24 protein-coding genes and 1 tRNA gene are annotated in these 18,377 nt (G+C 61.9%); 8 read left to right on the top strand and 17 right to left on the bottom strand.

What is annotated here, in order from left to right; genetic code table 11:
• Positions 1-3: 3 nt before the first annotated feature.
• The gene (locus tag DN387_RS12375) at positions 4-477 is read left to right on the top strand and encodes a cyclic nucleotide-binding domain-containing protein (protein ID WP_054914963.1); all 474 of its coding nucleotides are present in this window, start codon (positions 4-6) and stop codon (positions 475-477) included.
• Here the strand turns inward: DN387_RS12375 and DN387_RS12370 are convergent.
• Positions 474-752, bottom strand: coding sequence for a hypothetical protein (locus DN387_RS12370; RefSeq protein WP_043864198.1), 279 nt, complete (start codon positions 750-752; stop codon positions 474-476). The two genes, DN387_RS12375 and DN387_RS12370, sit on opposite strands and share 4 nt — an antisense overlap.
• 126 nt (positions 753-878) lie before the next feature.
• Between DN387_RS12370 and DN387_RS12365 the strand changes: the two genes are divergently transcribed.
• The 3 genes from DN387_RS12365 (at position 879) to DN387_RS12355 (ending at position 2,221) form a co-directional block, all read left to right on the top strand.
• Positions 879-1,253: a YajD family HNH nuclease gene (locus DN387_RS12365; RefSeq protein WP_043864199.1), complete on the top strand. Its 375-nt coding sequence runs from the start codon at positions 879-881 to the stop codon at positions 1,251-1,253.
• 65 nt (positions 1,254-1,318) lie between these two features.
• Entirely contained in the window at positions 1,319-1,789 is a 471-nt protein-coding gene (locus DN387_RS12360; protein ID WP_043864200.1) for an RNA methyltransferase, read from the top strand.
• 66 nt (positions 1,790-1,855) lie between these two features.
• A complete protein-coding gene (locus DN387_RS12355) occupies positions 1,856-2,221 on the top strand; it encodes a DUF2892 domain-containing protein (protein ID WP_043864201.1) in 366 nt (121 codons plus the stop codon).
• Here DN387_RS12355 and DN387_RS12350 read toward each other — a convergent pair.
• Together DN387_RS12350 and DN387_RS12345 are read right to left on the bottom strand one after the other, a co-directional pair.
• Positions 2,218-3,438 carry a hypothetical protein gene (locus DN387_RS12350; RefSeq protein ID WP_054914964.1) on the bottom strand — a complete coding sequence of 407 codons (1,221 nt, stop codon included), beginning with the start codon at positions 3,436-3,438 and terminating at the stop codon, positions 2,218-2,220. The two genes, DN387_RS12355 and DN387_RS12350, sit on opposite strands and share 4 nt — an antisense overlap.
• A gap of 23 nt (positions 3,439-3,461) precedes the next feature.
• A complete protein-coding gene (locus DN387_RS12345) occupies positions 3,462-3,908 on the bottom strand; it encodes a YcgN family cysteine cluster protein (protein ID WP_043864203.1) in 447 nt (148 codons plus the stop codon).
• 152 nt (positions 3,909-4,060) lie between these two features.
• Between DN387_RS12345 and DN387_RS12340 the strand changes: the two genes are divergently transcribed.
• Positions 4,061-4,654: a nitroreductase family protein gene (locus DN387_RS12340; protein WP_043864204.1), complete on the top strand. Its 594-nt coding sequence runs from the start codon at positions 4,061-4,063 to the stop codon at positions 4,652-4,654.
• Positions 4,655-4,753: 99 nt separating this feature from the next.
• Here the strand turns inward: DN387_RS12340 and DN387_RS12335 are convergent, their stop codons facing one another.
• From DN387_RS12335 to DN387_RS12315, 5 genes are all read right to left on the bottom strand, one after another.
• Complete coding sequence (locus tag DN387_RS12335) at positions 4,754-5,686, bottom strand: D-2-hydroxyacid dehydrogenase (protein WP_043864205.1); 933 nt, start codon at positions 5,684-5,686, stop codon at positions 4,754-4,756.
• Between the two features lie 78 nt (positions 5,687-5,764).
• On the bottom strand, positions 5,765-6,058 hold the full coding sequence (locus DN387_RS12330; protein ID WP_043864206.1) for a YcgL domain-containing protein: 294 nt from the start codon (positions 6,056-6,058) through the stop codon (positions 5,765-5,767).
• Positions 6,055-7,188: a ribonuclease D gene (rnd, locus tag DN387_RS12325; RefSeq protein ID WP_043864207.1), complete on the bottom strand. Its 1,134-nt coding sequence runs from the start codon at positions 7,186-7,188 to the stop codon at positions 6,055-6,057. Before rnd ends, DN387_RS12330 begins: the two co-directional genes overlap by 4 nt.
• A 97-nt stretch (positions 7,189-7,285) precedes the next feature.
• Positions 7,286-8,920, bottom strand: coding sequence for a phosphoethanolamine transferase (locus DN387_RS12320; RefSeq protein ID WP_043864208.1), 1,635 nt, complete (start codon positions 8,918-8,920; stop codon positions 7,286-7,288).
• A gap of 200 nt (positions 8,921-9,120) precedes the next feature.
• Positions 9,121-9,486, bottom strand: a complete 366-nt coding sequence (locus DN387_RS12315; RefSeq protein ID WP_043864209.1) for a 5-carboxymethyl-2-hydroxymuconate Delta-isomerase — start codon at positions 9,484-9,486, stop codon at positions 9,121-9,123.
• A 114-nt stretch (positions 9,487-9,600) separates the two neighbouring features.
• Here DN387_RS12315 and DN387_RS12310 point away from each other — a divergent pair, with 114 nt between their 5' ends.
• Positions 9,601-9,828, top strand: coding sequence for a YdcH family protein (locus DN387_RS12310; RefSeq protein WP_043864210.1), 228 nt, complete (start codon positions 9,601-9,603; stop codon positions 9,826-9,828).
• A gap of 164 nt (positions 9,829-9,992) precedes the next feature.
• On the opposite strand, the gene DN387_RS12305 is transcribed toward DN387_RS12310, so the two are convergent.
• From DN387_RS12305 to dapA, 9 genes are all read right to left on the bottom strand, one after another.
• Positions 9,993-10,184, bottom strand: coding sequence for a YhfL family protein (locus DN387_RS12305; RefSeq protein ID WP_043864211.1), 192 nt, complete (start codon positions 10,182-10,184; stop codon positions 9,993-9,995).
• A gap of 188 nt (positions 10,185-10,372) precedes the next feature.
• Positions 10,373-11,638, bottom strand: a complete 1,266-nt coding sequence (locus DN387_RS12300; protein ID WP_054914965.1) for a PLP-dependent aspartate aminotransferase family protein — start codon at positions 11,636-11,638, stop codon at positions 10,373-10,375.
• A gap of 80 nt (positions 11,639-11,718) precedes the next feature.
• Positions 11,719-12,936, bottom strand: coding sequence for a YcaO-like family protein (locus tag DN387_RS12295; protein WP_054914966.1), 1,218 nt, complete (start codon positions 12,934-12,936; stop codon positions 11,719-11,721).
• A 64-nt stretch (positions 12,937-13,000) separates the two neighbouring features.
• The gene (locus DN387_RS26050) at positions 13,001-13,126 is read right to left on the bottom strand and encodes a hypothetical protein (RefSeq protein ID WP_254996984.1); all 126 of its coding nucleotides are present in this window, start codon (positions 13,124-13,126) and stop codon (positions 13,001-13,003) included.
• A 249-nt stretch (positions 13,127-13,375) separates the two neighbouring features.
• Positions 13,376-13,465 (bottom strand) — tRNA-Ser (locus DN387_RS12290).
• 92 nt (positions 13,466-13,557) lie between these two features.
• Positions 13,558-14,268 (bottom strand): phosphoribosylaminoimidazolesuccinocarboxamide synthase, encoded by a 711-nt coding sequence (gene purC, locus DN387_RS12285; protein ID WP_010223163.1) that lies wholly within the window; start codon positions 14,266-14,268, stop codon positions 13,558-13,560.
• Positions 14,269-14,298: 30 nt separating this feature from the next.
• The gene (locus DN387_RS12280; RefSeq protein WP_043864220.1) at positions 14,299-15,057 is read right to left on the bottom strand and encodes an MBL fold metallo-hydrolase; all 759 of its coding nucleotides are present in this window, start codon (positions 15,055-15,057) and stop codon (positions 14,299-14,301) included.
• Positions 15,058-16,173, bottom strand: coding sequence for an outer membrane protein assembly factor BamC (gene bamC, locus DN387_RS12275; RefSeq protein WP_043864221.1), 1,116 nt, complete (start codon positions 16,171-16,173; stop codon positions 15,058-15,060).
• A 17-nt stretch (positions 16,174-16,190) separates the two neighbouring features.
• Positions 16,191-17,069 carry a 4-hydroxy-tetrahydrodipicolinate synthase gene (gene dapA, locus DN387_RS12270; protein WP_043864222.1) on the bottom strand — a complete coding sequence of 293 codons (879 nt, stop codon included), beginning with the start codon at positions 17,067-17,069 and terminating at the stop codon, positions 16,191-16,193.
• A 260-nt stretch (positions 17,070-17,329) separates the two neighbouring features.
• Here dapA and DN387_RS12265 point away from each other — a divergent pair, with 260 nt between their 5' ends.
• Positions 17,330-17,890, top strand: coding sequence for a glycine cleavage system protein R (locus tag DN387_RS12265; RefSeq protein WP_043864223.1), 561 nt, complete (start codon positions 17,330-17,332; stop codon positions 17,888-17,890).
• 11 nt (positions 17,891-17,901) lie between these two features.
• Complete coding sequence (locus tag DN387_RS12260; RefSeq protein WP_054914967.1) at positions 17,902-18,375, top strand: peroxiredoxin; 474 nt, start codon at positions 17,902-17,904, stop codon at positions 18,373-18,375.
• Positions 18,376-18,377 lie beyond the last annotated feature (2 nt).

The following is an 18,377-nucleotide window of genomic DNA, read 5'->3' as shown; positions in this document are numbered from 1 at the left end:
GCGATGCCCGACCCGACCTCCCTGAACAACGAAATTCGCGACATGCTCATGGACTGCGGCCTGTTCGACCAACTGCTGCCGCCTGACTTTCAGACCGCTGCCGGCTACTTCAGCATCAGCACCATCGCCCAGGGCGAGGAAATCTTCCACGAAGGCGATTCCGGCACCTTCATGTGCATCATCCACTCGGGCCAGGTATCGGTACGCAAGACCGACCCCGACGAGCATCAGGTGGAGATCGCCACCCTGCGCAAGGGCCGCGCTTTTGGCGAGATGGCCGTGCTGGACGGCGAACGCCGATCGGCCAGCTGCGTGGCCGCCAGCGACTGTCAACTGCTCAACCTGGGCAAGGACTCACTGGAAAAAATGCTCAACGAAACGCCCAAGGTGGCCGCCAAGATCATCCGCGCCCTGGCCGTGGCACTGTCGCGTCGCCTGCGCATGCTCGACGGCCAGCGTCTCTCGCAGCAGGTCTAGCCCTCGCGCGGTTTGTCCTTGCCGGCATCCGGCGCAAGCCCTGGCAGCGGCTGGTCCTTCGGCGGGCTGGGCAAGGGAATCGGCGGCAACAGCGGCGCACCCGACGAGCCCTGCCCTGCACGGGGGATGGTCGACGGGGCCACCTGCGGGTAAGGGGTGGGCGTGGGCGTACCCGGTGCACCCGGTACCGGTGCGAGGGTGCGTGGCTGCAGGTCCGCAGCCTGGGCCTGGCCGAGCCAGGCAATCAACAGCAGGGCAATGCTCGCATGGCGCATGGGGCGGGCTCCTGGAGAGTGCTGCCTACAGGCTACGCGCAAGCGCTGCGGTTTGCCTGTCCGAAATGCCCGTCATGGCGCTAAACTTCACGGCATAACCGTAACAAGCCCGAGAAAGGTACAACCATGAGTTCGGCAACCTCTTCCGCCGCCGCCACCGCGCGGCTGGACCGCATCCTCGCCGATGCCAAGCGCGACAAGGAAATGGGCTACCGCGACAAGGCCCTGCGCATGTACCCCCACGTGTGCGGCCGCTGCGCCCGCGAATTCGCCGGCAAGCGCCTGAGCGAACTGACCGTGCACCACCGCGACCACAACCACGACAACAACCCCCAGGACGGTTCGAACTGGGAACTGCTGTGCCTGTACTGCCACGACAACGAGCACTCGCGCTACACCGACCAGCAGTACTTCAGCGAAGGCTCCACCGCCAGCCCAAGCATCGCCAAGGCCACCCATAACCCGTTCGCCGGGCTGGCCGGGCTGCTCAAGAAAGACTGACCCTGCGCCCCACCCGTGCCGGCAAGCCCGTATAATCGCGTCTTTTTTCTCAAGGGCCCCGGCACGTGGCGAACAAACGGTACAGCTGCATTGGTCTGTTCAACCCCAAATCAGCGGAGAACGTCGGTTCGGTGATGCGTGCGGCGGGTTGCTATGGCGTGAACTCGGTGTTCTACACCGGCAAGCGCTACGAGCGCGCCCGCGACTTCGTCACCGACACCAAGCGGGTGCACTATGACATCCCGCTGATCGGCATCGACGACCTGCAGAAGATCATCCCGCTGGGCTGCACACCGGTTGCCGTCGAACTGGTCGAGGGCGCCCGCCCGCTGCCCGAATACACTCACCCCGACCGCGCGATCTACATCTTCGGCCCTGAAGACGGCTCGCTGGATGCCGACGTGCGCGCCTGGTGCGAAGAGACCATCTACATCCCGACCAATGGCTGCATGAACCTCGCTGCCACCGTCAACGTGGTGCTCTACGACCGCATGGCCAAGGGCCTGAACACCCGCTCCGGGCCCAAATTCAAGTAATCCGCGGGAACGTCCTGGCGGCCCTGGCGGTCTGCTGACTATCCATGCCCCCACAGGAGTACGACCATGTCCCAGAACAAGACCCTGACCCTGGCCACACCGTTTCAGAGCAAGACCGAACACAACGTGCAAGGCTGGGAGCGCGCTGGCTCCCTGGCCACGGGTGTGGTGATGGTCGGCAAGGGGCTGCGTCGCGGCGGTTTCTTCGGCCTGATCCAGATCGCCATCGGCGGCGTGGCGCTGGCCCGGGGCATCACCGGACACAGTTCGGCCAAGAGCCTGATCGAGCGCGGGCGCCGCGACCTGGATCAGATCCGCAGCAAGATCGAACGCACCGGTGAAGAGCTCAGCGTGCTGAAGGCCAATGCGCAAGCGGCCACCCACAGCGCCACGGTCACCGGCAACGACTCGCTCAAAAGCCCCAAGGCCTAACGCAACAGCTTGGTGTCCAGCACCTCGGAGCCACGCCCCAGCACGTTTTCACTGAGCTGGATGAACTCCGCGGTGCTGACGCTGTTGAGCCGCATCAGGCCCTGGGTCACGTCGTCCAGCGAACGCTGGTTATGCGTGTGCAGGCGGATCTCGCGGTCCAGCGCCTGCAGCAGCAACACCGCACGGGCCACCCCCGCATCGGTGATCTGCTCACCGCGCAGCGTGGTGACCTTTTCACCCTGCCTGGCCAGCCGGGCCTGCACGGACTGGTAGCGGTCCTCGGTGATGCCGCCGGCACGGCGCAGCAGTTCGATGCCGTAGTATTCGGCCAGCCCCTCGCCAATCCAGTCACTGCGCTCCTGGTCGTTGACCTGGGCGAACACCCGCACCAGTTCGCGCAACAACGGGCTGCTGCCGTTCTCGTTGACCAACGGGCGATTGCTGTTGAGGTAGATCGAGTGGTAGCCGGCCCGGGTGCCGCGCCACAACTGGTCGCGGGCGCCCACCAGCAGCAGCTTGGGCGGGTTGCGCGGGAACACGCTCTGCAGCTGTGGCCACACGAACGTCAGCAGGGTCAGGGTGTCCATGCGCCGCAGGCCCTGGCCCTGGGGCCCGGCGACGGTGACCTCGGTCTCGCCCAGACGGGTGCGCCGGCTGCCCAGGTTGCCGGCGAGCATCCAGCCGGTAGGCCGGTCGAACAAGCGCGAAGGGTTGTCGATGCGGAAACGCTGCTTGCCAATCCGCGGCCAGGGCGTTTCGACACTCTTCCAGTCGCCCGGCAACTCGAACACCAGGCGCGCGACCAGCTCGGTGCCGTCCTGCTGGTCGAGGCGTGCGGCAGGCACCAGGTCATCGCCCCGGAACAAGGCCCATTGCGCAGTGATGCGGCTGTCGTAGCCGGCGTTCTTCAGGGCATGGTTAAGCTGTACCCGGTAGCTCAGGCTGGACACTCCCGCCCCCGGCTGCCACAGACCACGGCGTGCTCCGGCCTGCAACTGCCAGGCGCCATCGGCCTTGAAATCGCTGTAGACGGCTTCCTTGCCCAGGTCGAAATCCAGGCTGCGCACCGCTGCGCCGTCGGCCAAGGTCAGGCGCACCTCGGCCTGCCCGCTCTGGGGCAGCAGGCGCACGTGGTAATCCAGGTCGACCTTCTTCGCCCAGGCGCCATGGCTCGCCAGCAACAGCGCAGCCCCCAGCAAACAGCGACGTATCTCCATTCACATCCCCTTGCGCCGCAGCCTCAGCCGGCGCGGAAAATCAGATAGTCTTCCCAATCGTCTTCGGCCACGCTGTCTTCACTGAGCATGCGGCCAGACCACGAAATGCGTTGCTTGTGCACCTGCTCGCGATCGCCACTGACCAGGTGATGCCAGCTGGGCAGGTCCTTGCCCTCGCTGACCAGCCGATAGCCACAGGTGGGCGGCAGCCACTTGAACTGGTCGGCCTTGCCCGGGGTGAGCTGGATGCAGTCGGGTACCGAGGCAAAGCGGTTGGGGTAATCGCTGCACTGGCAGGTCTTGAGGTCGAGCAGCTTGCAGGCAATGCTGGTGTAGTAGACGCTGTTGTCGTCTTCGTCCTCGAGCTTTTGCAGGCAGCACAGGCCGCACCCATCGCACAGCGACTCCCACTCCTGGCGATCGAGCTGATCGAGGGGCTTGCTGATCCAGAAGGGTTGGGTGGCAGGCATGGTGCGTTTTGTCCTGTTTCAATTCAAGTGCGCGCGCGTGGCGGCGCCAGTCTAGGGCGTGTGGCCGGGCTTTGCCAGACCGCTTGTCAGGGCTGGCGCCACGCAGTAGTTTGACAGGCTGTGTGTTTTCCCACCCTGTCAGGAACCCCTCCATGAGTGCCAACCCTCGCGTTGCCGACTATGCCATTGCCGAGCAGTTCATCCAGCGCTGGTCGCCCCGGGCGTTTACCGCCGAACCGATTGCCGAAGACACCCTGCTGAGCTTCTTCGAAGCGGCGCGCTGGGCCCCCTCGGCTTACAACTCGCAGCCGTGGCGCTTTCTGTTCGCGCGCCGTGACACGCCGAACTGGGAGCGCTTCCTGGGCCTGCTCAACGAATTCAACCGCAGCTGGGCCCAGCACGCCTCGGCGCTGGTGCTGGTGATTTCCAAGACCACCTTTACCGCCCCTGGCGCCAGCGAAGAAACCCCGGCGCTGTGGCACACCTTCGACACCGGCTCGGCCTGGGGCCACCTGGCGTTGCAGGCCAGCATCAGTGGCTGGCATACCCACGGCATGGCCGGGTTCGACCAGGCGCTGGCGCGCAAGGAGCTGAAGATTCCGGACGGCTATGAACTGCATGCGATGGTCGCCATCGGCAAGCTGGGCGACAAGGCCAGCCTGGCCGAGTACCTGCAGGCCCGCGAAGTGCCAAGCCCGCGCAAGCCGTTGAGCGAGCTGGCGGCCGAGGGTGATTTCAGCCTGTAGGGCTGAAGTTCGCGGCGCCCCGTTCGCCGGCAAGGCCGGCGCCTAAAGGATCTCCTGTAGGCGCCGGCCTTGCCAACGACGGCTGCGACGCGGTTTCAGTCAGTAGCCCCGCTCGAAATCCACCTCGCCACGCAACGCCTGCCCCGCCTCGTATGCCCGCAGATTCTCCACGAACAAACGCACCATCGCCGTCGGCGAGGTCGGCGCCGAGCTGTGCCCGGTCAGCAGCAGGCCCCAGGCGGTCCAGAACGGATGACGCTGCGGCAGCGGCTCCTGGCGGCATACATCGATCACCGCGCCCGCCAGGTGCCCCAGCTTCAGCGCCTCGACCAGATCGGCATCGACCACCGACACCCCACGCCCGGCATTGATGAACAGCGCCTGGGGGTTGAACCTGGCGAACAGCGCGGCGTTGTACAGGTCGTGGGTGGCAGGCGTGTCGGGCAGCAGGTTGACCACATAATCCACCTCGCCCACCAACCGCCCCAGCTCATCCAGGCCGGCCACCTCGACAAACGGCGCCTGTACGCGGGCCTGGCTGGCCACGCCATACAAGGTGACACCGAAGGGCAGCAGGAACTCGGCAACCTGCTGGCCGATGTCACCGGTGCCCACGATCAGCACGCGCCGCCCTTCCAGGCTGCGCCCCAGGCGCCCGTCCCACTTGCGTTCCACCTGGCTGAGCACGCGCGCGAGCACCTCGCGCTCATGGCCGAGCATGTAGGTGAGCACGTACTCGGCCATCACCTGGCCAAAGATGCCCACCGCCCGCGTCAGGCGATAGCCACGCGGCAAGCCGTCGACCAACAGCGGGGTGATGCCGGCCCAGGTCGACTGCACCCAGGCAGGGCCGTGGCCCTGACGCAGCAGGGTGGCCAGCAGATCGGGCTGGCCGAGCCACACCGGGCACTCTGCTGCCAGCTTCGACAGTTCGGCAGAGTCGCCGCTGGTCACTACCTCGAGGTCCGGTGCCATCTCGCGCAGCAGGCGAGCGTAAAGGGCATGATCCTGTTCAACGATCAGAACGCGCATGTTTTGGATAACCTTGGCATAAACCACGGCGCTGGCCCGCTCACTGCGCGGGCCGCGCCATGCAAGACAGAAAAAAGCTCAGACCGGGTCGTTGCGCCGCAACAGCTCTTCGGGAAGATGCTCGATGTACTCGTCTTCAAGTGGCGGCATCTGCAGGTGGTAGCCCTGCTTCTCCAGATTGGCCAGCACCTGGGTGATGTCTTCGCGGGCCAGTTGGCGTTCGGGGGTCAACACCAGGTCGAAGGCATGCACCGGCTTGCCAAAGGCCGGCAGCAGCCCCTCGGGCACGCGCTCCAGGCCATCGGCCTTGAGCACGTAGAGGTACATTTCATTCTTGCGCGGGCTCTTGTAGATCGAGCAGATACGTTTCATGGCTGGTCTCCGGTGCCGGCCAGGCAATCGAGCAGCGCCTGGCCCATCCGCTCGCGGCGCCAGCCGCGCAACGAATCAGGCAGTTGATAGGGCCCGTTGGGGTAGCCGCTCTTGAGCAGCGCCTCGAGGGTTTTCTTGCGCAGCATCAGTTCGGGCGCGATGCCCAGGCGCTCGCCTTCGGCCTGGCCGATGGCACGCAGCTGCTTGAGCAGCGCCGAAGCCTCGATCGGCAAGGGCTCGGGCAGGGCCGGCGGCCACTCGCTGGGCGGCACGCTGGCGGCCTTCTTGATCAGCTCGAGCAGGAACTCGCCATCCTGGCGAATGGTGCGCGGGTGCATGTCTTCGATCTTGGCCAGGGCCGACAGATTGTCGGGCTGGGTACGGGCCAGAGGCCACAGCGATTGCTCGCGCAGCACCCGGTTGCGCGGCAGGTTGCGCGCACGCGCCTCGCGTTCGCGCCAGGCGCACAGCTCGCGCAGTACCGCCAGTTGCGCACGCGACAGCTTCCAGGCCAGCTTGGCATCACGGTACAGCTCGTAGGGGTCGGTTTCGCGGCGCAGTTGGGCCACCAGCTCGGCGCCGTCTTCCAGCACCCAGGCATTCTTGTCTTCGGACAGCTGCGGGCGCAGGCGCTCGTAGACTTCGGCCAGGTGCACGGCATCTTCGGCGGCGTAGCTGACCTGGGTTTCCGACAGCGGACGCTGCAGCCAGTCCGAACGGGTCTCGCCCTTGGGCAGCTCGATGCCGAGTACTTCCTGCACCAGTCGCGAGTAGCCCATGGAGAACCCGAGATTCAGGTAGCCGGCGGCCAGTTGGGTGTCGAACAGCGGCGCCGGCAGGCTGCCGGTCAGGCGCATCAGCACTTCGAGATCTTCGCTGCAGGCATGCAGCACCTTGGTCACGGCGCTGTCTTCGAGCAGCTCGGCCAGCGGCTGCCAGTCGCCGATCAGCAACGGATCGATCAGAAAGGCACGCTGCCCGTCGCCGACCTGGATCAAACCGGCGATGGGGTAAAACGTGTCAACCCGCATGAATTCGGTATCAAGCGCTACATAAGGCAACTGCCGCCACTGTCGGCAGTGCTCGGCCAGGCTGCGGTCGTCGCAAATCCAGTGAATATCGATGGCCACAAGGCTCTCCCACGAACAATGGCGCGCAGTATATACGGCGCAGGCCACCGCCGGGAAACCGCTCGACCGCCGTTCCCTCGCCAGCCTGCGCACGCGGTCAGTGTGTAGCGACAACCGGACGGCAACTGGCGAACATGTCCAGTTGCGGGTCGTACACCGAGGTGTGCACCCGCAGCAGGCCGAGCATCGAATGGAACAGGTTGTCCTGGCTCAGCGGCTGGTTGCGCGAGCGCTGCAGACAGTCGGTATCGACGGCATAGTCCTTGCGATAGCCATCGGAAAACCACGCCAGCATCGGTATGTGCTTCTGCTGCTCGGGAGCGAGCATGTAGGGCGTGCCGTGCAGGAACAGGTTGTACTCACCCAGCGACTCGCCATGGTCGGACAGGTACAGCATGGCGGTGTCGACCTTGTCCTGGCGGCTGCGCAGGACGTCGATCAGCGTGGCCAGCACGTGGTCGGTGTACACCAGGGTGTTGTCGTAGCCATTGATGATGCTCTGGCGGTCGCACTTGTCCAGGGCATTGCTGCGGCACACCGGGGTGAAACGCTCGTAGGCCTTGGGGTAGCGCTTGAAGTACTCCGGCCCGTGGCTGCCCATCTGGTGCAGTACCAGCACGGTGTCCTGCTGCAGGTTGTCGAGCATCGCCTCCAGCCCCTTCAACAGAATTTCGTCGTGGCATTCGCTGTCGGCGCACAGGGCCGGGTCCTTGAGGTTGCTGACATCCTCGAACGCCACGCGATCGCAGGTGCCCTTGCAGCCGGACTGGTTGTCGCGCCAGTGCACCGCGATGCCGGCACGCTGCAGCACGTCGAGCAGGCCCTCCTGGTTCCTGGCCTTGCTGGCGTCATACTGCTTGCGGGTGAAGGTGGAGAACATGCAGGGTACCGACACCGCCGTTTCGGTGCCGCACGAATGCACGTCGCTGAAGGCCACCAGCCCCGCCTCCTTGCTCAGCTGAGGCGTGGTATCGCGGTCGTAACCGAGCAGGCCGAAGTTCTGTGCGCGGGCGCTCTCGCCCACCACCAGCACGGTCAACGACTTGCGGGCCTGGGGCGTTACCGCCAGCGGGCGCACGGCATCTTCGCCAATGCGGCGCAACGGTACATGCGCGCTGCCTAGCTGCTCGCTGACATAGGCTACTGCGGCGCCGACATAGTTGCTGGGCACGACCATCAGGTGCAGTTCATGGTGATTGCGAAACAACGAGGAAAGCCCCTGGTAATTGAGCAATGCCACCGCGCCCAGTACTGTTGCGCTGGCCGTACCGACCACCAACTTGCTCAACAACTCACGGGGGAAGGTGCGATAAAGAATCGGGGTTTTATATAAAAGAATACTCGGCACTACGCCCAGTAACAGGATATAGCCGGCCAACGTGAACGAGAGCAGATCACGCACTTCGGTGGCATTGGTTTCCATGGTATTGCGCAACATGCCCACATCGATCAGCACGCCGTAGCGGTTCATGAAGTAGGCCACCCCCGCGCTGACAAGGAACAACCCCGCCAGCACCGGCTTGAACACGGGCCGGAAGGCCACCAGGGTCAGCATCAGGTTGAACGCGCAGAACACCAGCACGGCAAACGCCAGGCGCAGCACCAGGCCCGGGGCATCCCCCGGCACGATACTGAAAACATGCTGCCACAGTACCGCGTTGAAACCGATCAACAGGTACAGGCTGGCAATCAACGTTACCCATTCGGCACGCAGGGGCTTTAACTTGAACATGGCGCTTCGCTTCTTGAAAGTCCGGGACGATGTCATTGCAACATCAATAAAAAACAAGGCGGACTGTAGGCAGGGTGCCATCAATTTTTCGTGAAAAAGACGCCAACAAATAATTGCACTTTATTGAACGAAGGGCAGAACACTTCTTGTTCAGCCTTTATTCAGGAACAGGGCCTTGTCGCCCTGCTCCCGAACAGCGGTCAGGCGGGCAACAGCACCTTGGCGTAGCTGTCGCGGTCCATGTCGACCAGCTCGACGCTCAATTGAAGCTCGCGACCGCTCATCTCGACCACCGCATCCTTGAGCACCTCGAGCAGGCTGCCCGAGAGCTGCTTCTTGACCTCCGGGGAGCGGCCGCTGAGCAGTGACAGCCGCACACAGACAAATGCCCGCTCGACCGGGGCCACGCCCACACGAAAATGTTCGAAGGCGCGCGCGCGACTCTTGATATCCAGTTCCTGGGCGAACTGACCACTGCCGACCAGCGCGTGATTCAGGCGCAGCAGAACCTTGTCGACTTCAAGCTCGCGCAGGTTGGCGCTGTATTCCAGGTGCAGATGGGGCATGACTCGGGCGTCCGTCGGGGGAAATGATTCGACAGACTACCCCATCTGCGGGGGGCGGCAAACGCGTCTATCCTGAAGGTTCATGCCCACCAACCTATCAGCAGAGGTGAAGAGATGCCGGTCAAACACGATTTGCTTGCAGACCTGAATCTGACCAGGGAAGCCTTCGACGAAAAAAAGAAAACCGATCCGCGGCTCAGTACGTTGCACGAGAAGTACAACGCGATCGACGCCCAAGTGGTCGAGGCAGAAAGCGGCAGCGCCACGGACGATCAGGTGACGGAACTGCGCAAGAAACGGCTGCTGACCAAGGATGAGATCGTCGACCATCTCAAGGCCTAGGCGTTGTACCGCTGGCCGTGCTGGATAAATCTTAGTTGACCACAACAGTTAATATCATTTTGATATCAATTTTTTTGCCAGATAATTGGCAAGCCAAAAAAAACCCCGACACTTGGCGTGTCGGGGTTTCTTGATCAGGCCGCAATGGCCTGATCACGCCAAACTTACTGCTGCTGCGGCAGTTTGTCGATTGGACCGCAGCCACCAATAACCTTGGAGATGGAAACCGAAGGGTGGAACAGGTAATCGTACGAGCAGTTCTTTGGCTGGTTGTACACTTGGCCAGTGCAACCGGACAGCAGGGCAACACCCGAAACAACAGCGATTGCGACCGATGCCTTGATAAACTTTTTCATTCTAAATCCCTTAAATTACGATTCGCCGTCTTACTGATGGCGCGGCGATTGTAAGGAGGCCAGCACAATAAATCAAAAGATTTGTTACACCTTTCAAAGTCTTGTGGAACGTTCGTGCTAGTTGCCCGGGCAGGGCCTGCGAATCGACTTCGACGGTCATTCTGATTTTCGGCTCAGATTCTCGAGCTTCACACCGGCGACACTTCGCCTGCTGCCGAGGCTTGGGTGAGCATGGCAAGGCGCAGTGCGCGCCTGATGTCTGCATTGATATCGTCGGTGTCTTCCAGCCCCACAGAGATCCGGACCAACCCGCGAGGTACGCCCATTCGCTCCAGGTCGGTGCCGCCTGCTCGGGCAAAACTACCGTAGTGATAACACAGGGATTCAATGTTCCCGAAGGTGGTACCTGTTCGTATCAATTGCAGTTGACTAACAAAGATTGTGCCCGCTTCCTGCGAAGGCAGCACAATGGCAATAAGGCCTGTATGCAATGACGGATCAATGCCGTTGGCCTGTGCGCTCCTGGTCGACCAAACGGCACGCCATTGCAACGTGGGAAACTCCTGATTCAACATGGCAATGACCGCAAGTGCATTGTCGGCATGCTTTTTCAATCTGAGCGCAAGTGTTCTCAAACCACGCACCGTGAGCCAGGCCGAAAACGGGTCGAGGATCAGCCCGGCACTTTCCCTGTGAGACTTCAATGCCTTGAACAGATCCGGGTCATTGGTACTTACCATCCCGCCCATTACATCGCCGTGCCCATTGATATGCTTGGTGGTGGAATACAAGGTCACTGCCGCCCCCAGCGACAACGGCTTCTGGCAGAGTGGCGTTAGAAAGGTATTGTCGACAACCAGAAGAACGGCGTTCTTCATGCAAAGTTGCGCCAGTTCCGCAATATTGATGTCCAGAAAAGCCGGGTTGGTAGGTGCCTCGATAAAGATCATTCTGGTGTCGGGCCGCAGGGCCGCCTGAAACGCCGCCGTTTCGTACGCTTCAATGACCGACAGCGTCATGCCACGCTGACGTGTTTCATGCTCAAGCTGTTCGATCACTTCATAGAACAGGCCGCGGGGCACGATGACATGGTCACCTGCACCAAGCAGCGCGCGAAAGACCAGCAGGCAGGCGGTCATTCCGCTGTTGACTGCCAGACTGTAGGCGCAGTGTTCGATGGCACGAAACTTCGCCTCCAGGACGGAAACGGTGGGGTTGGCGTAGCGCTGGTAGGCAAAGTTTTCCTCCTCTGCATTGCCGAGCATGTCCCTCCCCGCTTCTACGGAGTCCAACAGTGCCGCGGAATTGCAGATCAGTGCGGGCACTGGAAACTGATCCAGGCCCGCCTCATGTTGCCCCAGGTGGATCGCGCGGGTAGCAGCGCCGAGTGGCGAAGACAGCAGATAATCACGGCGCTGCCGTTCACGCGGGCTCACGTTTTTGGTTGGGCTCATGAATGGCCTGATTCCGAAAGAGAGGGCTGATCCAGCCCGTTGATGATGACCTGCCCCTGGCGACCTGAGGGTGGTGCCGTTTACTCGTACTTGTAGCAAGGCACCACTTTTCCACCCAGCGAGACGATGGAGAACCTTTCCATTTTCGGCATGACGGCACAGGCCAGGCTCACTTGGGCCGCGCTGCAATGCAGCTCCTTTACCCAGATGGGATGATCCGCCTTGAAACACTCGTGCTTCAGGTGCAGCAAATGTTGATCCAGTGGCATTCTGTCCGGGTCGCGTGGCATGGGGGCAGATGTCATCCTGGCGCGCTGCGTCGAATCAAACGCCAGGCGCAGGCACCGCAGCAGCCGTGGGTGCCGTGCCAGGTTGTTCCTTGAACCTGTCCATTCCCGGGTGACCTCTTCCAGGCCTTCGGCGACCTTGTATTGCTGCACCAGCTCCTTGATGGCGCGTGCTGCGGCGTGGCTCGGGTACAGCGAACAGCCACCGCCAACCACATGCACATCGGCGATTGTCTTGTCTGGGCAATAGGCAATGAAAACGGGATAGGGTATCTGGCTGGTGGCGTCGAACACTTCGATCGAGGCCCCGATAGCACCTTGCGCATCGCGCAAGGTTTGCAGCAATGCTTGCGGCATCGAGGCGTGAGCGATCTTTCTTATGGGTGTTTTGCACTCGTAAAAGAAGTGCTGTGCAATAAAGCGGCCGATACCGTGGCGCTCTATGACTTCGCTCGCGGCATGTATCGCCGCCTCGGCGAACCCGTAGCCTGCTGCCACACCCGTACCACAGGAATATCGGCGCGCAGCGCCATAGTCGGTATCATCGCCAGCGATGGCTTCATTGGCATACTGATGATTGATCAGGAATGACGGGTAGTGCAGATCAGCGCCGCCTGATGCTTCATGCGCCGCAAAGTGGATGACAGCCATCTGTGCAGTCTTCGAATGACGAAGCATCTGCACCGGCAGTACGTCCTGCAGGGCCGGTTGGGAAACAACCGAATCAAAACACTGCAAGGCGCTATGGGAGCGTAGTTGAAGTGGCCCCATGCTATGTTCATACGCTTCATACTTGGCGCCGATGCGCGCCTCTGCTTCATACCCTTTTCCGCAGCCGACAGACTCCATGTCACGGCTGTCAAAGGGGAATTCAAGCGTGGCCACAGTGCTGGACAGCGGGCTACCGTAACGGTTCAGGGTTACCTGTATTCCTTCGTTGATAAAGTGCTGATCTATCACACTTTCTGCATCTTGCAATGACAACGTTCGTTCGGGAGCAATCATGTTCATCGGCTGGAATTTCCATATACGCTGAAAGAAAAATGAGGCGCAGCAAGCGCCTCATTCATTTTCATCACTCAGCCAGTACAGCAGCTTCTTCTGGCGTGAACTCTTCTTCCAGCTTGACGCTATCCACTTCGTCTTCAGCAGGTTGGTCGACCTTGAACTCGTTGATATACATGCAGCAGTACTTACCCATGGAAATATCCTTTTCATGATGGATTCATGTGCGCACTTGTTTTCAGGTGCAGGTCGAGAGTAATACCGGCCACTTTCACTGCCCATAGGAAAAGTCCTGACTCCAGGCGTGAATACGTGGTTTATGGGGTGTTACTTGAGTGCCAGAATGCGCCGAAACAGGGAACAGTGTTTCCTACGCACAATTGCTGTGCGCACGCGAAAAGCAAAAAGCCCCTGAAACCGTAGGTTTCAGGGGCTCTTGCATGTATGGCGGAGAGATAGGGATTTGAACCCTAGGTACTGTTGCCAGTACAACGGATTTCGAATCCGTCCCGTTCGGCCACTCCGGCATCTCTCCAGTGGCGCGCATGATACCAGCAGTTTCCCCAAACGCAAAGCTTCTTGTGAAAAAAATTCGCGTGGTATCAGGCGCTTGCGTCAGTCACGCGCTTACAGCGGCACGCCCAGACGCTTGGCAACTTCTTCGTAGGCTTCGATCACGTCGCCCAGACCCTGACGGAAGCGGTCCTTGTCCATCTTCTTGCGGGTTTCCTTGTCCCACAGGCGGCAACCATCCGGGCTGAACTCGTCACCCAGCACGATCTCGCCATGGAACACGCCGAACTCGAGCTTGAAGTCCACCAGCAGCAGACCAGCGTCGTCGAACAGCTTGCTCAGCACTTCGTTGACCTTCAACGACAGCGCCTTCATTTTCACCAGCTGCTCGGCGGTGCCCCAGCCGAACGCAACCACGTGGGATTCGTTGATGAACGGGTCGCCTTTCTCGTCGTTCTTGAGGAACAGCTCGAACGTCGACGGCTCCAGCTTGATGCCCTCCTCCACGCCCAGGCGCTTGACCAGGCTGCCGGCTGCGTAGTTGCGCACCACGCACTCGACCGGAATCATGTCGAGCTTCTTGACCAGGCATTCGTTGTCGCCCAGCAGCTTGTCGAACTGGGTTGGAATGCCGGCTTCTTCAAGCTTCTGCATGATGAAGGCGTTGAACTTGTTGTTCACCATGCCCTTGCGGTCGAGCTGTTCGATACGCTTGCCGTCGAACGCCGAGGTGTCGTTGCGAAACAGCAGGATCAAGCGGTCGGCGTCGTCGGTCTTGTACACCGACTTGGCTTTGCCGCGGTAGAGTTCTTCACGTTTTTCCATGATGGGCTCCGCTTGCTAAATTGAAATGGGCTAGGCGATTTCGCGCCAGTCGAGCCCGTAATCCTGATTCGCCACTTGCAGCCAGTCCGGGTCACACCCGAGGGCGTCGACGAAACATTGCCGGGCCAGCTGTGGCAGGTTGTTCTTGCTGCTGAGGTGGGCCAGCACCAGGTGCTGCAGGTTCTGCCAGCCCAACTCCGACACCAGGCGCGCGGCCTGGTGGTTGTTCAAATGTCCGTAGTCGCCACCCACGCGCTGCTTGAGGAACATCGGGTAATGCCCGCGGCCCAGCATGTCGCGACAATGGTTGGCTTCGATCAGCAAGGCGTCCAGGCCCTGATAGCTGTCGAGCAGGGCCGCGTCGTACGAGCCCAGGTCGGTCAGCACGCCAAACCGGCGGCGGCCATCGCTGAACACATACTGCAAGGGCTCCAGCGCATCGTGGCTGACGCCAACGGCGGCAATGCTCAATGCACCCAGCTGCAGGGTATCGCCAGCTGCCAGGAAGCCGCTGGGCTCCACGGGCTTGCGCATCCCGCGCAAGGTGCCACGACTGAGGTACACCGGCACATTGTAGCGCCGCGCCAGCAAACCCACCCCATGCACGTGGTCGGCATGCTCGTGGGTCACCAGCACCGCGCTCAACTGCGCCGCCGACACGCCGAGCAGCGCCAGACGCCGCTCGGTTTCGCGCAGGGAGAACCCGCAATCGACCAGTACGCAGGTACTGCCACTGACAATCAGCGTGCCATTTCCCTGGCTGCCACTTCCGAGTACGGCGAAGCGCACTTAACCCAGGTTGTCCTGGATGACGCTCAGCACGCGACGGGCCACATCGGCCGGGGCCACGGTGTTGATGTTCTTCTCGACCGTCACCTGCACGCTGTCACCCACCTTGCTCAGGCGTACCTGATAGCGCTCGGCGCGGGCTTCACGCTCTTCCTTGCTCGGCGCGCTGCCGAACAGGCGGCTGAAGAAACCAGGCTCCTGGTCCTTGGCCTCGGCTTTTTCGGCAAGGTTGATGTAGTACAGGCCCAGGCTGCGGTTGATGTCCTCAACCCGCCATTCGCCCTGCTCCAGGGCACGGCCGACGCTGGACCAGGCGCGATCGAGGTCGGCGCCCAGGTTCAGTACCGGGTTGCCGCTGCCGTCTTCGCTCAGGCTGACACGGCTCGGGGTATCGAAGTCACGGGCCGCCAGCAGCGATACCGAACCGCCCTTCTCGGCGCTGCGGGTCATGCTGGCAAGCATTTCGTCGACCAGTGCAGCGTCCACACCGGTGTTCTCGGCGCGTGCCGGGAAGTCCTGTTCGGCGGTGCTGCCGGCAGCACGCTCGACGGTCACCACATAGACTTCACTGGTATTGCGCTGTACGCCCGGCTCGATACGAACCCGGGCACGGATTTCATTGTTGCTGCTGCCTGCAACACCGCCCAGGCGCTGGGCCATGGACGCCGACAACTCGTCGAAACGCTGCCAGGTGGTGCTGAACTCACCGGTCTGCGGGCGCTCTTCGGCGATGCGGAAGCCGTTGTCCTCGAAGAACTGGTGGGCCACCGGCCACACCTCGGCCGGGGCGCGCTGGGCCAGAACCCAACGCGAAGCGCCGCTCTTCTGCAGGCTGAAATCGCTGATGTCGGCACCTGCCGCCAACGGCTGTGGACGCGGCACTTCGAACTCGCCCTTGACGTTGTCGTCGGCGACGTTGCGCGGAATCGGCAGCAGCGGGTCAAGACGCTTGACGTTGCTGACATCCGGCGGCAGCTGCATCGGCGGCTTTTGAGTGGCCTCCAGATAATCGCTGCCCCGGTCACGGAAGTAACCCTCTTCGCCCCAGAGCCAGCCACAACCACTGGTGCTGGAGATGATCAAGGCAAGGGCGGAAAGACCAGCCAATCGCTTCATGCGGTGTACGTCCTCAATTAAAACTTCAGGCCGCACTGGCGCATGGCCTGGCGTACCGTATCGTGACAGGATTCGCTCAGCCAGGTCAGCGGCAGGCGGATGCCCTTGTGCATCAGGCCCATTTCGACCAAAGCCCACTTCACCGGAATCGGGTTGGCTTCGACGAACAGGTCCTTGTGCAGGGGCATCAGTTTTTCGTTGATGGCGCGGGCCTCGTCGGCCTTGCCTTCGAGTGCGGCGTTGCACAGGTCGGCCATTTCGCGCGGGGCGACGTTGGCGGTCACCGAGATGTTGCCTTTACCGCCCAGCAGGATCAGTTCGACGGCGGTCGGATCATCGCCGGACAGCACGATGAAATCCTTGCTCACGCCATCCAGGATCGCCTTGGCACGCTTGAGGTCGCCGGTGGCTTCCTTGATGCCGATGATGTTCGGCACGCTCGAGAGACGGATCACGGTCTCGGCCTGCATGTCACAGGCGGTACGGCCGGGCACGTTGTAGAGGATCTGCGGGATGTCGACGGCTTCGGCAATGTGCTTGAAGTGCTGGTACAGGCCTTCCTGGGTCGGCTTGTTGTAGTAAGGCACCACCAGCAGGCAGGCGTCGGCACCGGCGTCCTTGGCATTGCGGGTCAGGTGCACCGCTTCGCTGGTGGAGTTGGCACCCGTACCGGCGATCACCGGAATACGGCCGTTGACCTGCTTGACCACGGCCTTGATGACTTCGATGTGCTCATTGACATCCAGGGTCGCCGATTCGCCGGTGGTACCGACCGCAACGATGGCGTGGGTGCCGTTTTCCAGGTGGAAGTCCACGAGTTTGCTGAGGCTGTCCCAGTCAAGACGCCCTTGTGCATCCATGGGTGTGACCAATGCCACCATACTGCCCGCAATCATGAAGCTGCTCCTGCCGGAAAAAGAGAGCGGTAATGGTACTGGCGCCACAGGGCTTGCACAAGCGAAGCAGGCGGCAGGAGCATTCCCCTCGGCGACCATTTTCGCTACCCTTCTCTCTTTGATCGGTACACAGCGGCCCGCCGGGCTGCCGACAACGCGCCCCGACAGTGCCCGAGCCCTCGATCCTGAGCCACGGAACCACGCCGACAAGCCTATTTGCCCCGTCACGTACCGACCGCTCATCGCTTTAGGAATGCTGCATGTCCACCCCCACCGTTCGCGAACAATTCCTTGTCATCAGTGCCCTGGGCGCCAACCCCATGGAACTGACCAACATTCTGTGCCGGGCCAGCAACGACAATCGCTGCTCGGTCGTCACCTCGCGCCTGACCCGCCACGGCGAGTGCAGCGCACTGGTGCTGCAGGTCACCGGTAGCTGGGACGCCCTGGCGCGTTTCGAAGCGGCGCTGCCGACCCTGGCCAAGAAGCACACCTTCACCGTGAATGTGGTGCGTAGCGCCGAACTCGAAGTGCGCCCGCTGTCGCTGCCCTACGTCGCCTATGTCAGTGCCGCGTACCGCCCCGACATCATCAACGAGCTGTGCCAGTTCTTCATCGACCACAACGTCGAGCTGGAGAACCTGACCTGCGACACCTATCAGGCACCACAGACCGGCGGCACCATGCTCAACGCCACGTTCACCGTGACCCTGCCGGCCGGCACCCAGATCAGCTGGCTGCGTGACCAGTTCCTGGACTTCTCCGACGCCCTGAACCTGGATGCGCTGATCGAACCGTGGCGCCCACAGAACCCCATGTAAGGAAACCCGCAATGGCCGTAGCACTCGACCAACCCGTCGCCGATTTCGAGGCGCAAGCCACCGGCGCCCAGACCGTCAGCCTGAGCGGCCTGAAGGGTCGCCAAGTGGTGATCTACTTCTACCCCAAGGACAGCACCCCGGGCTGCACCACCGAAGGCCAGGGCTTTCGCGACCAGTACGCGGCGTTCCAGGCGGCCAACACCGAGGTGTTCGGCGTATCGCGTGACGGGCTAAAGTCCCACGAGAACTTCAAGGCCAAGCAGGGCTTCCCGTTCGAGCTGATCAGCGACAAAGACGAAGCCCTGTGCCAGCTGTTCGACGTGATCAAGCTCAAGAAGCTGTACGGCAAGGAATACATGGGGGTGGACCGCAGCACCTTCCTGATCGACAGCGAGGGTGTGCTGCGCAAGGAATGGCGCGGCGTGAAGGTGCCCGGGCATGTGGAAGCGGTGCTGGCGCAGGCGCAAGCATTGAACAACGGCTGAAG

Origin of the sequence: Pseudomonas sp. FBF18 (assembly GCF_024261405.1) — a bacterium.
Classification (GTDB): Bacteria; Pseudomonadota; Gammaproteobacteria; order Pseudomonadales; family Pseudomonadaceae; genus Aquipseudomonas; species Aquipseudomonas palmensis.
This window is presented reverse-complemented; position numbering and strand designations above follow the sequence as displayed.

Excerpts from the sequence above, each read along its gene's own strand:
- DN387_RS12375 (WP_054914963.1), top strand. The coding sequence starts at position 4 with ATGCCCGACCCGACCTCCCTGAACAACGAAATTCGCGACATGCTCATG.
- DN387_RS12370 (WP_043864198.1), bottom strand. The coding sequence starts at position 752 with ATGCGCCATGCGAGCATTGCCCTGCTGTTGATTGCCTGGCTCGGCCAG.
- DN387_RS12365 (WP_043864199.1), top strand. The coding sequence starts at position 879 with ATGAGTTCGGCAACCTCTTCCGCCGCCGCCACCGCGCGGCTGGACCGC.
- DN387_RS12355 (WP_043864201.1), top strand. The coding sequence starts at position 1,856 with ATGTCCCAGAACAAGACCCTGACCCTGGCCACACCGTTTCAGAGCAAG.
- DN387_RS12350 (WP_054914964.1), bottom strand. The coding sequence starts at position 3,438 with ATGGAGATACGTCGCTGTTTGCTGGGGGCTGCGCTGTTGCTGGCGAGC.
- DN387_RS12345 (WP_043864203.1), bottom strand. The coding sequence starts at position 3,908 with ATGCCTGCCACCCAACCCTTCTGGATCAGCAAGCCCCTCGATCAGCTC.
- DN387_RS12340 (WP_043864204.1), top strand. The coding sequence starts at position 4,061 with ATGAGTGCCAACCCTCGCGTTGCCGACTATGCCATTGCCGAGCAGTTC.
- DN387_RS12335 (WP_043864205.1), bottom strand. The coding sequence starts at position 5,686 with ATGCGCGTTCTGATCGTTGAACAGGATCATGCCCTTTACGCTCGCCTG.
- DN387_RS12330 (WP_043864206.1), bottom strand. The coding sequence starts at position 6,058 with ATGAAACGTATCTGCTCGATCTACAAGAGCCCGCGCAAGAATGAAATG.
- DN387_RS12320 (WP_043864208.1), bottom strand. The coding sequence starts at position 8,920 with ATGTTCAAGTTAAAGCCCCTGCGTGCCGAATGGGTAACGTTGATTGCC.
- DN387_RS12315 (WP_043864209.1), bottom strand. The coding sequence starts at position 9,486 with ATGCCCCATCTGCACCTGGAATACAGCGCCAACCTGCGCGAGCTTGAA.
- DN387_RS12310 (WP_043864210.1), top strand. The coding sequence starts at position 9,601 with ATGCCGGTCAAACACGATTTGCTTGCAGACCTGAATCTGACCAGGGAA.
- DN387_RS12305 (WP_043864211.1), bottom strand. The coding sequence starts at position 10,184 with ATGAAAAAGTTTATCAAGGCATCGGTCGCAATCGCTGTTGTTTCGGGT.
- DN387_RS12300 (WP_054914965.1), bottom strand. The coding sequence starts at position 11,638 with ATGAGCCCAACCAAAAACGTGAGCCCGCGTGAACGGCAGCGCCGTGAT.
- DN387_RS12295 (WP_054914966.1), bottom strand. The coding sequence starts at position 12,936 with ATGAACATGATTGCTCCCGAACGAACGTTGTCATTGCAAGATGCAGAA.
- DN387_RS26050 (WP_254996984.1), bottom strand. The coding sequence starts at position 13,126 with ATGGGTAAGTACTGCTGCATGTATATCAACGAGTTCAAGGTCGACCAA.
- purC (WP_010223163.1), bottom strand. The coding sequence starts at position 14,268 with ATGGAAAAACGTGAAGAACTCTACCGCGGCAAAGCCAAGTCGGTGTAC.
- bamC (WP_043864221.1), bottom strand. The coding sequence starts at position 16,173 with ATGAAGCGATTGGCTGGTCTTTCCGCCCTTGCCTTGATCATCTCCAGC.
- dapA (WP_043864222.1), bottom strand. The coding sequence starts at position 17,069 with ATGATTGCGGGCAGTATGGTGGCATTGGTCACACCCATGGATGCACAA.
- DN387_RS12265 (WP_043864223.1), top strand. The coding sequence starts at position 17,330 with ATGTCCACCCCCACCGTTCGCGAACAATTCCTTGTCATCAGTGCCCTG.
- DN387_RS12260 (WP_054914967.1), top strand. The coding sequence starts at position 17,902 with ATGGCCGTAGCACTCGACCAACCCGTCGCCGATTTCGAGGCGCAAGCC.